Below are 15,549 nucleotides of genomic sequence, written 5' to 3'. Positions count from 1 at the left end.
AATAAGTGCATAAAAAAAGAGAAATGAGATTATTCATTTCTCTTTTTTATTTTTAGACAAGACGATTATTTCTTAATCGCGTTTAGTACAGCATAAGCCGCTTTAATACGTTCTTCATTTGGAATGCGTTTATTGGTTAACATGACTAAACCAATATTTTCTTTGGGAATAAACACGACATAAGTTCCAAATCCGTTAGTTGAACCAGTTTTATGGAACATCTTGATTGAAGGTTCTTGGGAAATGGCAGTCACTTTATTAGGTTTCATCACGATTTGTTCAGAATTACTGTCTAATAAAGTCTGTAAAGGAGTTGGATAAGAAAACTCTTCCCAACCAAGCGCCTGATACATCGTACCTACTTGATAAAAACCTTTATGAGTCTCATCAATTGCGCGTCGAATATCTGCCGGATATTTTTGTGGATTTAGATTGGCATCAATAAAGCTAAGCATGTCTGGTAATGTAGATTTAACCCCGTAGGCAGGCGCATCTAGTGGGCCTGGGGTCACACGAATCGGCTGATTTTCTTGGTTATAGCCAAATGCATAGTTTTGCATCTGAGTTTTAGGTACATTTACATAGCTATGTTTTAAGTGAAGAGACGGAAAAATTGTCTTTTCTAAAACCTGACTAAAAGGCTGGTTCATCGATAAGCCTACAACTTTTCCAAATAGGCCAATACTAGGGTTTGAATATTGTCTATATTCACCAATTTGGTTTTTAGGTTTCCAGTCTTTGAAAAAAGTTAAAACTTGTTGGTCTGTTTGTACTTCATCTGGAAACTGTAAGCCAAGGTTGCCACTCGTATAGGTTGCAAGTTGAAGTAGGTTCACTCGGTCAATCGGTGTATTTTTTAACTCTTTCCAGTATTTTCCTGGGGTATCTTCAAAAGAGATTTTTCCATTAGTTTTGGTATATCCACCTGCCGTCGCAGTAAATAATTTACTGACTGAACCTAGCTCAAAAATCGTATTGCTATTTACGGATTTTTTATCTTGAACTGATTGTAGGCCATAATACATTTCGTACTTTTTATTGTTTTGGATGATACCAACAGCCATACCGGGAACGTCATATTTTTCTAATAATGGTTTAAAGTTCTGATCAACAACTTTCTTGATATCTTGTTCTTTTGATGTGTTACCTGCATAAATTGAGGTATTAAAAATAAAAAGAGAAGGTAGAATTAAGTAAGAAATTTTTTTGAATCGCATTATCAACTCATCAAACATTTTAAAGTAAAGGGACGTACTTTTATAACAAAAATCACATAATTTAATTGTTATGTTTTATAGAATAAACGCTGTATTTAGATATAAAAAAACCCAACTAAGTTGGGCTTTTAAATTTATCACTAAAAAGAATTTAGTAACTTTCTGGTACTGCACTCAAGAACTCACGTCGTGATTCTTTATCGGTTTTAAAGTCTCCGATAAATGAAACTGTACGAGTAGTTGACTCTTGTTTGCCTACACCACGCATCATCATGCACATATGTGCTGAATCGATGACGACAGCAACGCCTCGAGCACCAGTCACTTCAGCCACAGCTTCTGCGATTTGCTGAGTCAAGTTTTCCTGAATTTGCAAACGGCGTGCAAACATTTCAGTAATACGTGCAAATTTAGATAAGCCAAGAACCTTGCCTTCCGGTAGATAGGCAATATGAACACGGCCATAGAACGGGAGGAGATGATGTTCGCAAAGCGAATAGAATTCAATATTCTTCACCAATACCATTTCATGGTTATCTGATGGGAAAACAGCATTATTGGTGACTTCTTCTAAAGTTTTACTATAGCCAGAAGTTAAATATGAAAAAGCTTTAGCCGCACGCACAGGCGTATCTTTAAGGCCGGGACGATTAAGATCTTCACCGACGGCAGTCAGAATATTTGCGTACGATTGCTGCATTGACATAAGACGTATAAATTTACTCTATTAGACAAGCTCGGCATTGTATCAGAAACATAACCAGATGTTCATAACTCGACGCACTATATTTATTTTGGTTTTGCGCGCGTTTAATAAAAGATGAATAAATTTCATGTTTTTTATCGTTAATAGTCAAGAGTTTGAACATGAAATATGCATTTAATGTTGGTAAGTTCTAAATGATCGCCTAGTGGCATCATATTTGCACAGATGCAGTGTTATAGAGCATAAGGATAAAACATGTCAGAACGTCCAATCACCTTTTTTTTCCGTGGTGGTCAGCAGCAAGTGGAAAATGTATTACCTACCATGACGGTTTTACAATTTCTGCGAGAATATACCCAAACTGGTAAGACTAGGCAGACCGGTACAAAAGAGGGCTGTGCTGAGGGCGATTGTGGTGCATGTACAGTCGTGATTGGTGAGTTGGTCAATGACAGCTTGCAATTGCGGAGTGTGAATGCATGTATTCAGTTTTTACCGACTTTAGATGGTAAAGCCCTATTTACAGTAGAAGATCTGCATACATTATTGCCTACACAGGATGGGAAACTTCATCCGGTACAACAGGCGATGGTCGATTTGCATGGTTCACAATGCGGTTTTTGTACACCTGGTTTTATCATGTCGTTATGGTCAATGTATGAAAATGAACAACATTCTCCGAGCAAAGATCAAATCAGCGATTATCTTTCTGGAAACTTGTGTCGCTGTACAGGCTATCGCCCTATTTTAGATGCAGCACAAAAAGCTTGTGACTATCCACGTGTTGTATTAGAACGCCAAAAAGTACTTGATGTATTAAAAGAGATCAAAGCATTGCCTGCATTGCATTTGAATGATCATGGTCAGCAATTTTTTGCACCAAAGACTTTGCAGGATTTTGCCGCTTTACGTTTGCAATTGCCACAAGCGCGTATTGTCGCTGGTAGCACAGATGTCGGTTTGTGGGTAACCAAGCAGGGCCGTGATTTAGGCGATATGCTTTATATCGGTCAGGTTGAAGAGCTGAAAAAGATTGTAGTTACCGAGCATGCTTTAACGATTGGGGCAAATGTAAGTTTGAGTGATGCACTCATAAAAATTTCAGATTTTTATCCTGACTTTCAAGAATTACAGCGCCGTTTTGCTTCCATGCCCATTAAAAATGCTGGAACCCTAGGTGGAAATATTGCCAATGGTTCGCCTATTGGTGACTCAATGCCGGCATTAATTACGCTAGGTACACGATTGATTTTGCGTGTAGGTGAACAGACCCGTGAAATCGCCTTGGAAGACTTTTACCTCGATTATCAAAAAACAGCATTACAGCTTGGTGAGTTTGTTGAAGCGATTGTTATTCCACTTCGTGAAGGGCAGACGCGCTTTAAATTTGCCAGCTATAAAATTGCCAAACGTTTTGAGCAAGATATTTCTGCGGTATGTACGGCTATTTCATGCGAGTTAGATACTCATTACGTCGCTCACAATGTGAGAATTGCTTTTGGTGGCATGGCTGCTATTCCCAAACGTGCAAAATATGTAGAAGCCATATTGGAAGGTCAGCAACTTACAACTGAATTGATGGTTCAGGCACAGCACGTGTTGTCGCAAGACTATCAGCCTCTAGATGATGGACGGGCTAGTTCGGCATATCGTTTACAAGTCGCGAAAAACTGTTTACAGCGGTTTTATGTAGAAAAAATCCTGTCTCAAACGATCACTCGTGTGAATGACTTGATTGCTATGGTGGAGATCTAACATGAATCAAACCATTGACTTAAGTATTTCTAAAAAATCTGCTAAAGCAGGCGACTCCATTCCACACGAAAGTGCACATTTACATGTGACTGGGCAGGCAACCTATATCGACGATTTACCTGAACTTGAAAATACATTGCATCTGGCGGTCGGTTTTTCGAGTTGTGCCAAAGGTAAAATCAGTAAGTTTGATTTGGATGTAGTACGTCAGGCTGATGGTGTCCATGCAGTTTTTTCAGCAAAGGATATTGAGGTTGAAAATAACTGGGGACCCATTGTTAAAGATGACCCGATTTTTGCTGAGGAGCAGGTCGAATTTTACGGGCAAGCCTTGTTTGTGGTTGTTGCCGAGAGTTATCAGCAAGCCCGTCAGGCAGTTCGTTTGGCAAAAATTGATTATGTGCCCGAGACTCCGATTTTAACGATTCAAGATGCGATTGAAAAAGAATCGTGGGTGTTACCGCCTGTTGAATTTAGTCATGGTGAAGTTGAACAGGCATTTCAAAATGCAGCCCACCAACTTTCAGGCGCTATTGAACTAGGCGGGCAAGAGCATTTTTACCTAGAGGGACAGATTTCCTATGCTATACCACAAGAAAATGATGGGTTAAAAGTCTATTGCTCGACACAACATCCAACAGAAATGCAGCTACTGATTTGTCATGCATTAGGCATGAATATGCATCAAGTAAGTGTGGAAAGCCGCCGTATGGGTGGTGGTTTTGGCGGTAAAGAATCTCAGTCGGCACAATGGGCATGTATTGCATCATTGGCCGCACAGAAAACAGGCCGTCCGTGTAAGTTACGTTTAGACCGTGATGATGACATGAGTGCTACAGGCAAACGTCACGGTTTTGCTTATGAATGGTCTGTGGCTTTTGATGACCGTGGTGTTTTGCAAGGCTTAAAAGTGCAGTTGGCTTCAAACTGCGGTTTTTCGGCTGATCTTTCTGGGCCTGTGAATGAACGTGCTATTTGTCATATTGGCAATGCCTATTATTTAAATGCGGTTCAGTTGCGTAACTTACGCTGTAAAACCAATACTGTTTCCAATACGGCATATCGTGGTTTTGGCGGACCGCAAGGCATGTTTGTCATTGAAAATATTATTGATGATATTGCTCGTTATTTACGGTGTGATCCGGTTGAAATTCGGCAGCGTAATTTCTTTGCCGAAGAGCCCGGTGCCGGACGTGATCGTATGCATTATGGGGCAGAAGTCCGTGATAATGTTGCTCCTCGACTGGTGGCCGAATTGTTGCAAAGTAGTGATTATGCGAAACGTAAACAGACCATTCATACCTTTAATCAGAATAATGACATCATTAAGCGTGGTATTGCGTTAACACCATTAATGTTCGGTATTTCGTTTAACGCCGTGCATTACAATCAGGCAGGTGCATTGGTCTATGTGTATATGGATGGTACTGTCTCTATTACGCATGGCGGTACAGAAATGGGACAGGGGTTATATACCAAAGTACGGCAGGTTGCTGCGCATGAGTTGGGTTTACCAATCGATAGTGTTCGCTTAATTGCAACCGATACTTCTCGTGTGCCAAATACATCGGCAACCGCAGCATCGAGTGGAGCGGATTTAAATGGTAAAGCTGTGCAAAATGCCTGTATTAAAATTCGTGAGCGTCTGGCAAAACTTGCAGCAGAAATAAGTCAAAGTGATGCTGAGCAAGTCCAGTTTGAAGATAGTATGGTTTCAACAGCGAATGGACATTCATGGACATTTCCTGACTTAGTTCAACGGGCATATATGGCGCGGGTGCAACTATGGGACAGTGGTTTTTATAAAACACCAGAAATTCACTACGATCAGGTCAACCATTTAGGGCGTCCATTTTTCTATTATGCCTATGGTGCAGCAGTCAGTGAAGTCGCAATAGATACCTTAACTGGGGAAATGAAAGTATTACGTGCTGACATTTTGCATGACGTTGGTCGGTCCATTAATCCTGCAATTGATATTGGGCAAATTGAAGGTGGCTTTGTTCAAGGAATGGGGTGGCTCACCACAGAAGAGTTGTATTGGCAGCCCCAAGGACCACATGCGGGACGCTTGTTTACGCATGCACCTTCAACTTATAAAATCCCGACCAGTTTTGATATTCCTCATATTTTTAACGTCAAACTGTTTAATAACCAAAATCAGGCAGACACTATTTATCGCTCCAAAGCGGTAGGTGAACCTCCATTTATGTTGGCATTGTCAGTTTTTTCTGCAATTCGTCAGGCAGTACAGGCGGCTATTCCAGAAAATGCACCACTCGTACTTAATGCGCCAGCAACTGCCGAAGAAATTTTACGTGCAATTGCCATTGGACGGGGACAAGCTTTGGCTGACCGCCCACAAGCTAAAATGTAGAAGATTATGCAACATTTACAATGGTGGACTGATTTTGTGGCGTGGCAAGCCGATGCTGCGCCTATGGTGTTGGTAACAGTAGTGCGCGCTGATGGTTCAACACCACGAGAAGTTGGTGCAACAATGTTATTGCGGTTTAATTTGCAACAACAATGGCAGCAGTCGGATACGATCGGGGGCGGGCATCTAGAGTTTCAGGCTATTGATATTGCTAAAGCAATGTTAAGAGAAACGGAAGCTTGTGTGAGGCGTGTTGAGCGATTTAACCTCAGTGCTCGGTTGGGACAGTGTTGTGGCGGAGTAATGTGGTTATTGTTTGAAAAAATATCACCCGCTGTAATTACCTCAGATTTATCCCATTGTTTGCAAGCATGGCGAGCTGGACAGCGTATATGGCGTACAGTCTCACATCAACATGCATCCATTTGGCAGACTATGGATATAAGTAAGGAACAGCAATCATGTTTCGAGGTTCAGCCTGCCAGCAGTGACCAATGGCAATTTGACCAGCAGATTCAACCTTATGTCATGCAAGTGCTGATTTGTGGCGCGGGGCATGTGGGTGAAGCAATTGTCCGTTGTTTATTGCCTATTGGTGTTAGTGTGAAATGGATTGATCCGCGTGATGATATTTTCCCATCGGATTTACTACAACAGGTGCAATGTTTAACGACAGATACGCTTGAAGCCGAGATCGAGCATTTTGATCGTTCAGGTGCAATTTTAATTTTAACCCATGATCATCAACTAGATCTGCAACTGTGCTTTGCAGCTTTGAAACCTGCGCCAAAGCCATTTGCTTATGTTGGGATGATTGGTTCAAAAAGTAAAAGGGCTATTTTTGAGAAACGTATGTTGACGCGCGGTTATACACCCGAAGCATTACAACGTTTAGTTTGCCCTATAGGGATAGAAGGGATTTCATCGAAACAACCTGCAACGATTGCCGTTGCAGTGGTTGCTCAATTATTGCAGGTGTTTGATGTGAAGAAATGATCTTTTGGGATCATTTCTTTTGTTCGAACTTTGGATTTTTTTCTGCACGTTTAAGCAGTACGAGAACGGCACCTGTGCCGCCTTGATTTTCAGGTGCACTTACAAAAGCTAAAACATCGCGGTGCTGACGTAGCCATCCGTTGACATAGGTTTTTAAAACAGCTTCAGGGCCTTTACCATGTACAATCTTGACAACATTTTGATTTTCATCTTTTGCCATCTGGATAACCTGTAAAACCGCGTCACGTGCTTGCTCAATCGTACAGCCGTGTAAATCTACCGCTTCAAACCAGCGCATTCTTCCAGCTTTTAAGTCTTCGAAAACTTTATGCTGAAGTGTGGCAATGCGATAGCTTAGCGTTGCTTGACTTGCTACAGGGTTTAGAGCGGCTTGAGTGTCTGATAACTCGGCATGTTCAGTTTCACGACCACCTTCGGCAGCTGCACGTTTAGCGAGTGTTTGAGCATCAATTTTTTTTGTGCGAGGCGTTCTTACATCAGCAATATTACTATTGTTGATGGGCTTAACACCTGCTAGAGCACTTTGAAACAGGTTTGCATCTTCCAATTCTTCAGACTCAGCCTGAGGTTTTGGGGCCTCAGACTGACTTGCGATTTTGCTTGAATGAGGATTGGAGATTTGCTTTTTAAATTGCTTCAGTAACTTTTGTTGCTCTTTAGAAAGCGATGAATCTTTATTACTCATATATCTTCTATTAAACCGTTTGGGGTTGTCCAAAAAGGGCGGTAAAGGCTTGATCTGGTCTTGGTTGTTTCATAAAACTTTCGCCAACCAAGAAAGTGTGAATATCATTTTCTTGCATCATACGAACATCATCTGGAGTGGCAATACCACTTTCAGTCACAAGTAAACGTGATGATGGAAGCAAGTTTTTCAAACGAATTGAGGTATTTAAATCTACATCAAAAGTTTTTAAATTACGGTTATTCACACCTAATACACATTGCTCAGACAACTTTAAAGCACGTTCCAGTTCTTCTTCGTCGTGAACTTCAACCAATACATCAAGCTGATGTTCAAAAGCAGTTTTAGACATTTCTTCAAGTTGTTGATCTGACAAAGATGCAACAATCAATAAAATACAGTCAGCATGTAATGCACGTGCTTCAACTACATTATATGGATCAATCAAAAAGTCTTTACGTAAAGCAGGTAAAGCACAGTGGCTTCGTGCAATGGCAATATTTTCATCCGCACCCTGAAAAAAATCAACATCAGTTAAAACGGATAAACATGCTGCTCCAGCTTGTTCGTACTGCTCGGCAATTTCAGCAGGATTAAAATCTGCACGAATAATGCCTTTTGACGGAGAAGCTTTTTTAATTTCAGCAATTACGGCAGGGCGTTTGTGTTGTAAAGCTTTTGCAAAGCCTCGTACCGGAGTTGCAGCTTTCGCTAGTTCTTCAACATCTTGCAAATTACGTTGTTTTAAACGTGCAGCAAGTTCCTCATGTTTACGGTCAACAATTTTACCTAAAATGGTATTTTGAATATTAATCATGAGAAGTCCTTAATCTGCCTGACATTGTTTTAATGTTTTGGTAAATTCAGCCAAAACACTCATTTTCTCTAAGGCTTGTCCGCCATAGATAATATCTTGAGCGAATGTAACAGCTTGAGCATAGGTTTTGGTAATGCCTGCTACATAGATGCCAGCGCCTGCATTAAGCGCAATCATGTTTGCTGCTTTTTCACCAATATCGGATTTATTTTTGCTTAAAGCATCTTTAATTAACTTTAGACTCGCCGTTGCATCAGCAACAACTAAACCACTTAAGGTTTGTGATTCAATTCCGACATCTTCAGGATTAAGTATCCACTCAGTAACTTCACCATCTTTGAGTTCGGCAACAGCAGTTGGAGCTGCCAGACTAATTTCATCAAGACCATCTTTTGAATGAACCACCATCACATGTTCAGCACCAAGTTGCTTCATTACTTCGGCAATTGGACGGCAAAGCTCATCTGAAAACACACCAATTACAAAGCGTTTTACACCAGCCGGATTAGTCAGTGGGCCAAGTAAATTGAAAATACTACGAATACCAAGTTCACGACGTGGGCCAGCAGCATATTTCATCGCTTTATGATGGTTTGGTGCAAACAAGAAACCTACACCCATTTCACGGATGCAGCGTTCAGTTTGTTGCATATCTAAATCAAGATGAATACCCGCTTGCTCAAGTAGGTCTGATGAACCTGATTTACTTGAAACGCCACGGTTACCGTGTTTGGCAATAGTTGCTCCTGCTGCTGCAATCACAAAGCTAGATGCTGTAGAGACGTTAAATAAATTTTGTCCATCGCCGCCAGTTCCCACAATATCAACTAAATGTTTGATATCGCTAACATCGATCTTGATCGCAAATTCACGCATGACACGTGCAGCAGCCGTCATTTCGTCAATGCTTTCACCTTTCATGCGTAAGCCCATCATTAAAGCACCAATTTGTGCTTCGGTTGCCTCACCTTGCATGATGCTGCGCATGATGTCTTCCATTTGAGGCTGAGTCAAATGAATGTTTTTGGTAATGTGGTTGAGCGCCTGTTGGATATTCATAGTCATGATTTACAGCATTAATGATTAAAATTTTTAGGTGAAGTTGATCAAGAATGGAAGGTTCGGCTTGTTGCGTTCCATGATTCACTAGCTACGGAGAGCTATGTTAGCAGAAAATAATCAAAGATTTTTGTTGTTCGATCATAGTTTTAAAAAATTTGCTCGTTTCTTACTTTAGTTTGATTAATAAACAGAATTTATTCATTGAAAAAGGTTTTAGTTTATTGTGAGTTTTTATGATAAAGAATTAACCATTTGGTATATCTTAAACATAAATATATCTAGGAAAAATGCGTATAAATCAACCAAATAAAAGTGGATATATTAGGGCGATCTTTATTTTGTCCATTAATAAATATGTATTTAAACAACTTGAAATATCGAGTAGCTTTAAAAAATAAGCACTCATTTGTTTTTGTATTTTTTGCACTATTTCATCCATTAGAAAGTTATGCCAAAGAAGCTGTAGAGCAACCACAAAAGCAAGCTAAAACAGATAAAGTAATACGTGTTGCTGTGACAGGTTCGAGGATTTCAAAAGCACAAAAAGATGGCCCGACCAGTGTAACCGTAATTACCGCAGCCGATATTGAAAAACAAGGTTTTAGTAATGCATTTGATGCGCTTAATAACCTGACGCAGAACACGGGTTTTGTACAAGGTGCCGATTATGGAAATACTTTTACGCCTGCGGCTAATGCTATTAGTTTACGAGGCTTAGGACCAAATCACACCTTGACTTTGATTAATGGACATCGGGTTGCAGATTATCCTGTACCGTACGATGGGTCTGTCAATTTCGTTAATTTAGCCAATATTCCAACTGCCATTATTGATCGTATTGAAATATTAAACGGTGGTGCCTCTGCTATTTATGGTTCAGATGCAATTGCAGGTGTCGTGAATATCATTCTGAAAAAGAAAACTGACGGTACTCAATTTAATATCAAGGCAGGCGGAACTAAAGAAGGTGGTGAGAATTTACGTTTACAACTGAGTGGCAGTAAAACTTTAGACAAGCTCAGTCTTGTTTATGGGGTTGAACTCAGTGGCCGTGAACCGATATGGGCAGCCGATCGAAATTTTATGTCGAGCCGAACTCGTTTGGGAGAGAAACCAGATACTATTGTTGGTCGTAAAGATGCCAATACTGGTAAATATCTTTCAATTGGTGGGTGTCAGGCTTTTAATGGTTTATTTAAGGGATCAGTAAATAATATAGGACAAGCTGGTGCAGACAATTGTGCCAGTGGTTTAGCGCGACCAACCTATTGGACTGTTCAAACCCAAAACCGTAGTCAAAATGGTTACCTCGGTTTGGATTACGAGTTAAATGATAAAACTCAATTGTTTGCAGATGTTTTGATTGGTGCTAACCAAATCGAAAATAATACCCGTGGTCCGACATGGACCTCTTTAGGCGCATCGAGTGGTTATTTCCTCAATCAAGATTCGGGAAATTATGAAATTTGGAATCGACGTTTTGCACCTGAAGAATTAGGTGAGGTAGAACGCGTAAATAAAAAGTGGAAAGAACTTTCTTCTAACTTAAATTTTGGAATTCGAGGTGACATTGGAGAAACTAGTTGGCGTTATGAGGCAGCCTATAATGGTTCCATTTACACCAGTCAGCTAAGCCGCCAAGGCTTATTACGTGCGAATGTTGATGAATATTTCTTAGGTAAGCAACTTGGTACAGATGCAGATGGTATTCCTATTTATTCACCTCATTTAGATCGTTTAAGTCGACCACTGACGGCAAGCGAATTTGAAAGTATTTCGGGAACCACAAAAGAAAAAGATAAGTCGTGGGCACAAAGTTTGACCTTAAGTGCGAATGGTGACGTATTTAAGTTACCTGCAGGAACTGCCAAACTTGCAGCTGTGGCTGAAATTGGGCGTCAAGGTTTTTCAATTAAGCCAGATAAAGCACTTGAAAATGGTGAGTTTTATAATGCGAGTTCTAGTGGCGAATATGGCGGTACACGTACCCGCCAAGCACTTGGTGCAGAATTATTCTTACCTTTAGCAAAACCATTAAATTTAACGCTGTCTGGACGTTATGACCGTTATGCTTTGTCAGATAACAGTATTGATAAGCTGACTTTCGGTTCAGGTCTAGAATTTAGACCACATCCGACTTTATTGGTGCGAGGTAACTACGCTACCAGCTTTCGTGCACCAGATATGAACTATCTGTTTTTAAATAAACAAAAAGGTTATTTTCCAAGCACTACAGATTATTTACGTTGTAACCAAACGGGACAACCTTTAGACAAATGTAGCTTTAAAGATTACTCGCCTGGGGCAAACTATACTTTAACTGGAAACAAAGAATTAAAACCTGAAGAGGGTAAATCTTATGGTGCAGGCTTTGTTTGGTCACCAACCAATAAATTTGATATCAGCGTCGATTACTGGGATATCAAAATTGATAATCTTGTGACGAACTTAAGTGAAGATAAAATTCTACGCTTAGAGGCAGATTGTCGATTAGGCAACCAAGATATTAACTCTGCGGCTTGTATCGATGCATTGGCACGCGTAGAACGTAACCCTGCAAATGCAGTTGTCGATCCAAATGTGATTAAGAATATTAATATTGTGCCGATTAATGCTGCGTCAGATCATACTCGTGGGATTGATTTCACCAGCAGATGGCGCTGGAAAACAGAGAGCTTTGGTAACTTTCTCTGGACGGTAAATTATAGCCGTGTATTAGAACACGAATATCAACAATCAAAAGATGGCGAGAAGGATGACTATTTAAAAGATTTAACCATTCCTGATTGGCGTGACCGTTTTAATACTAGTCTAAGTTGGAGCTTTGGTGATTGGGCATCAACAGTGTTAGTTAATCGTTATGGCAAGATTCCAAACGGCGACCAGACTGTCTATCTAAGCCCAACTTATTTAGTGAACTGGAGTGGTACTTATCAAATCTCTCCAAAAGCTTCCGCTTCAATCATTATTAATAACTTGTTTGACAAAGTGAAACGAGATGACACGGGCGGTTGGCCGTATTATCCGGTAGGATCATATTCACCATTCGGCCGTCAAGGTTGGTTGGAGTTTAACTATAAATTCTAAGAATGATGTGTGGGTGCAGCGAAGTGGTACAGCATTTGCTGCATCTTTTTATTTAAAACTACAAAGGATAAAACCCCTTATGCTGGTCAAGCCTTCATTTAAAAAAAGATTGCTACTTACAACATTATTATCTTTATCGGCAACACAGATTTTTGCATCGAATAACAGTGAACAAATCCCGATTGGTAAATTACCCGAGTGGGTCGTACCAGAATCTTATGATTTAGATTTTAAGATTGATCCTGCACAGAAAGGCTATACCGGTAAAACCACCATTCATTTAAAGCTGGCTCAAGCCACAGATCATATTTGGATTCATGGTAAATCTTTAACGGTTAAAGATGTGAATATCACATCGGCAGAGGGTACTAAAACCAAGGCAAAATATGAGCAAGCCTCTGAGGTAGATGGAGTGAGTAAAATTAAATTTGCCAAGACTTTGCCCGCAGGTCAGTATCAACTCGTTCTAGATTTTAATGCGGCGTATGACCAGCAGCTCGACGGTATTTATAAAATTGAGTTTGAGGGTAAACCTTATGTTATGACTCAAATGGAAGCAATTAGTGCACGACAGTCATTCCCGTCATTTGATGAGCCACGTTTTAAAACGCCGTTTAATATTCGTTTGACGATTCCAAGCAAATATTCAGGTTTTGCAAATACCCAACAAACATCTGAGCAAGCAGAGAAGTCGGGTTGGAAAACCCTAAGTTTTGCACAAACCAAACCACTACCAACTTATTTACTTGCTTTAGCTGTTGGACCGTGGCAATTACAAAAAGGCCCGGATATTGGAGCAACTTCATGGCGTAAGCAGCCTATCCAATTACGTGGTATTGCGCCTGATGCTAAAGCTGAAAAAATGCAGCATGCCTTATCTGAAACACCAGCCATTTTAAAAACTTTAGAAGATTATTTTGCCTTTGGTTATCCATTTGACAAGCTCGATTTACTTGCAGCGCCAGACTTTGCTGCTGGGGCCATGGAAAACCCAGGGCTAATTACTTTTAGAGACTATCTAATGTTGCTCGATAAGGATTCGCCAGTCTCTTTTGTACAGAATTCATTTAATGTCAATGCACATGAGCTGGCGCATCAATGGTTTGGTGATGTCGTCACGATGCCGTGGTGGGATGATCTGTGGCTCAATGAATCTTTTGCCACATGGATGCAAAGTAAAATTACTCAAAAATTACATCCCGAATTTAATGCTGACCTAGAACGTATTACAGACACTGCAGATGCGATGAAAAGTGATAGTTTGGTGAGTGTACGTCGTATTCGTCAGCCTATTTTAAGCAATGCCGATATTCAAACTGCTTTTGATGGCATCACGTATCAAAAAGGGGCTGCTGTTTTAAATATGTTTGAAAGCTATTTAGGCGAAGAAAAATTCAAACAAAGTGTGCGCAATTATATTAATAAGCACCAATATGGTAATGCGACAGCCAATGATTTAATTAGCGCTTTAGCAGAGCAGTCTGGGCAAGGTGAGCGTTTTACTAGAGCGATGAAAAGTTTTCTTGATCAACCGGGTGTGCCTTTAATCAACACCTCATTACAGCAAGACGGTAATAAAGTTTTTTTAAATGTGAAGCAAACCCGTTATTTACCTGTAGGCTCAAAAGGAGATGCGAGAAGCCTGTGGGGAGTACCATTATGTGTACGTTATGAAGTTCCAAATGCAGGCAGTAAAGTTCAGTGTGAACTGGTAGACCAAGCAGAAGCTAAGATTGAACTCAAAGGTGCTAGCCTTGGCAGTTGGTATATTCCAAATGCAGATGCGGCAGGATATTACCAATTTAGTTTGCCACAAAAAGATTTTGCTCGTCTGACTGCCGCTACAGAAAAGCTTTCTAACAGTGAACAGTTGGCTTATGCCTATGCAATCTCAGCTGCTTTTAACCACGGTGATATTAATTTATTGGCTGTAGTAGATGCTGCGAAGAAATTTGCCAATTCAAATAGCCGACAAATTAGTACAGCATTGTTTTCCCAGTTAAGTACCATTCATCGTCATGTATTGAAAACAGAAGTTGAACGTGAACATTTTAGAAAAGTCTTGGCTAATTTATATTTACCTAAATTAAATCAGTTAGGTTATGTAAACAAAACAGGTGAATCAGCCGAAGACAGTTTATGGCGTAGTGAGTTGGTTAAGTTTCTTGCTTTGGATATTCAAGTTCCTGAAGTTCGTACACAACTGTTAAAACAGTCAGATGCTCTATTTGCTCAAAAGCAACTTAACTTTGCGCAAGTAACACCTGAATTATTACCAACCATTTTAGCTGTACGTGTACAAGAAAAAGGCCAACTTGCTTTTGATCGTTTATCTGGAGAACTACAACGCGTGACTCAACCGACACAACGTCTTGCGATTCTTACAGCCTTAGGTTCGGCAAACCAAGAAGCAACACGCCAACAAGCACGTCAGTTGATTTTAAACCCGCGTGTTAAAGTCGGTGAAGTTCGTACCGTGGTTAACTCAATCAATAATTATGGAGGTGAGCAAGGTGGTTTGTGGTCTTGGTTTAAAGTAAATCATGACGCCGTGTTTGATCGTTTAGGTAAATCTTCGGCTGGGCGTTTTCCTGCAATGTTTAGTGGGACAGCCTGTACCCAACAACAGGCAGTACAGTTAAATGACTTTTTTGCACCACGAACTAAAGAATTGGTCGGGGTTGAAAGAGGATTGAAACAGACCAAAGAGCGTATTCAACTTTGCGAATCTTTGGTTACAAAACAAGATGGATCAATTGTGCAACAGTTAAAGTTGTAATTGATGCAACCATAAAAAAGCCAACTGATCATAGTTGGCTTTTTTAT

Annotated in this window: 10 protein-coding genes; 5 read left to right on the top strand and 5 right to left on the bottom strand. The window is 40.3% G+C overall.

Annotated elements, in window-relative coordinates:
- Positions 1 to 65: 65 nt before the first annotated feature.
- Together blaADC and folE are read right to left on the bottom strand one after the other, a co-directional pair.
- Positions 66 to 1,217, bottom strand: a complete 1,152-nt coding sequence (gene blaADC / locus RMB13_RS10265) for an ADC family extended-spectrum class C beta-lactamase (protein WP_311085196.1) — start codon at positions 1,215 to 1,217, stop codon at positions 66 to 68.
- 151 nt (positions 1,218 to 1,368) lie between these two features.
- Positions 1,369 to 1,917, bottom strand: coding sequence for a GTP cyclohydrolase I FolE (gene folE, locus RMB13_RS10260; protein WP_005039113.1), 549 nt, complete (start codon positions 1,915 to 1,917; stop codon positions 1,369 to 1,371).
- 261 nt (positions 1,918 to 2,178) lie between these two features.
- Between folE and xdhA the strand changes: the two genes are divergently transcribed.
- Genes xdhA through xdhC form a run of 3 tightly spaced genes read left to right on the top strand, consistent with a single transcriptional unit; the run spans position 2,179 to position 7,051 of the window.
- Positions 2,179 to 3,678, top strand: a complete 1,500-nt coding sequence (gene xdhA / locus RMB13_RS10255; RefSeq protein WP_311085195.1) for a xanthine dehydrogenase small subunit — start codon at positions 2,179 to 2,181, stop codon at positions 3,676 to 3,678.
- A gap of 1 nt (position 3,679) precedes the next feature.
- Positions 3,680 to 6,055, top strand: coding sequence for a xanthine dehydrogenase molybdopterin binding subunit (gene xdhB / locus RMB13_RS10250; RefSeq protein ID WP_311085194.1), 2,376 nt, complete (start codon positions 3,680 to 3,682; stop codon positions 6,053 to 6,055).
- Positions 6,056 to 6,061: 6 nt separating this feature from the next.
- Positions 6,062 to 7,051 (top strand): xanthine dehydrogenase accessory protein XdhC, encoded by a 990-nt coding sequence (gene xdhC / locus RMB13_RS10245; protein WP_311085193.1) that lies wholly within the window; start codon positions 6,062 to 6,064, stop codon positions 7,049 to 7,051.
- 10 nt (positions 7,052 to 7,061) lie between these two features.
- Here xdhC and RMB13_RS10240 read toward each other — a convergent pair whose 3' ends face one another.
- From RMB13_RS10240 to trpD, 3 genes are read right to left on the bottom strand one after another with little or no spacing between them, the layout of a single operon-like run.
- The gene (locus RMB13_RS10240) at positions 7,062 to 7,757 is read right to left on the bottom strand and encodes a Smr/MutS family protein (RefSeq protein ID WP_003650560.1); all 696 of its coding nucleotides are present in this window, start codon (positions 7,755 to 7,757) and stop codon (positions 7,062 to 7,064) included.
- Between the two features lie 10 nt (positions 7,758 to 7,767).
- The gene (gene trpC / locus RMB13_RS10235; protein WP_017387943.1) at positions 7,768 to 8,574 is read right to left on the bottom strand and encodes an indole-3-glycerol phosphate synthase TrpC; all 807 of its coding nucleotides are present in this window, start codon (positions 8,572 to 8,574) and stop codon (positions 7,768 to 7,770) included.
- Positions 8,575 to 8,583: 9 nt separating this feature from the next.
- Positions 8,584 to 9,633, bottom strand: a complete 1,050-nt coding sequence (gene trpD, locus RMB13_RS10230) for an anthranilate phosphoribosyltransferase (protein ID WP_080593083.1) — start codon at positions 9,631 to 9,633, stop codon at positions 8,584 to 8,586.
- A gap of 357 nt (positions 9,634 to 9,990) precedes the next feature.
- Here trpD and RMB13_RS10225 point away from each other — a divergent pair, with 357 nt between their 5' ends.
- The gene (locus RMB13_RS10225) at positions 9,991 to 12,723 is read left to right on the top strand and encodes a TonB-dependent receptor (RefSeq protein ID WP_311085192.1); all 2,733 of its coding nucleotides are present in this window, start codon (positions 9,991 to 9,993) and stop codon (positions 12,721 to 12,723) included.
- 7 nt (positions 12,724 to 12,730) lie between these two features.
- Entirely contained in the window at positions 12,731 to 15,502 is a 2,772-nt protein-coding gene (locus RMB13_RS10220; protein WP_311085191.1) for a M1 family metallopeptidase, read from the top strand.
- Positions 15,503 to 15,549: the final 47 nt, after the last annotated feature.

The sequence above is a fragment of the Acinetobacter sp. V102_4 genome (assembly GCF_031799005.1).
In the GTDB taxonomy this organism is placed as follows: domain Bacteria; phylum Pseudomonadota; class Gammaproteobacteria; order Pseudomonadales; family Moraxellaceae; genus Acinetobacter; species Acinetobacter calcoaceticus.
The sequence above is the reverse complement of the archived record's forward strand: the minus strand, read 5'-3'. Positions and strand labels throughout refer to the sequence as shown.

Coding starts and splice junctions, on each gene's coding strand:
- xdhB (WP_311085194.1), top strand. CDS start 3,680: ATGAATCAAACCATTGACTTAAGTATTTCTAAAAAATCTGCTAAAGCA.
- xdhC (WP_311085193.1), top strand. CDS start 6,062: ATGCAACATTTACAATGGTGGACTGATTTTGTGGCGTGGCAAGCCGAT.
- blaADC (WP_311085196.1), bottom strand. CDS start 1,217: ATGCGATTCAAAAAAATTTCTTACTTAATTCTACCTTCTCTTTTTATT.
- RMB13_RS10225 (WP_311085192.1), top strand. CDS start 9,991: ATGTATTTAAACAACTTGAAATATCGAGTAGCTTTAAAAAATAAGCAC.
- RMB13_RS10240 (WP_003650560.1), bottom strand. CDS start 7,757: ATGAGTAATAAAGATTCATCGCTTTCTAAAGAGCAACAAAAGTTACTG.
- trpC (WP_017387943.1), bottom strand. CDS start 8,574: ATGATTAATATTCAAAATACCATTTTAGGTAAAATTGTTGACCGTAAA.
- folE (WP_005039113.1), bottom strand. CDS start 1,917: ATGCAGCAATCGTACGCAAATATTCTGACTGCCGTCGGTGAAGATCTT.
- xdhA (WP_311085195.1), top strand. CDS start 2,179: ATGTCAGAACGTCCAATCACCTTTTTTTTCCGTGGTGGTCAGCAGCAA.
- trpD (WP_080593083.1), bottom strand. CDS start 9,633: ATGAATATCCAACAGGCGCTCAACCACATTACCAAAAACATTCATTTG.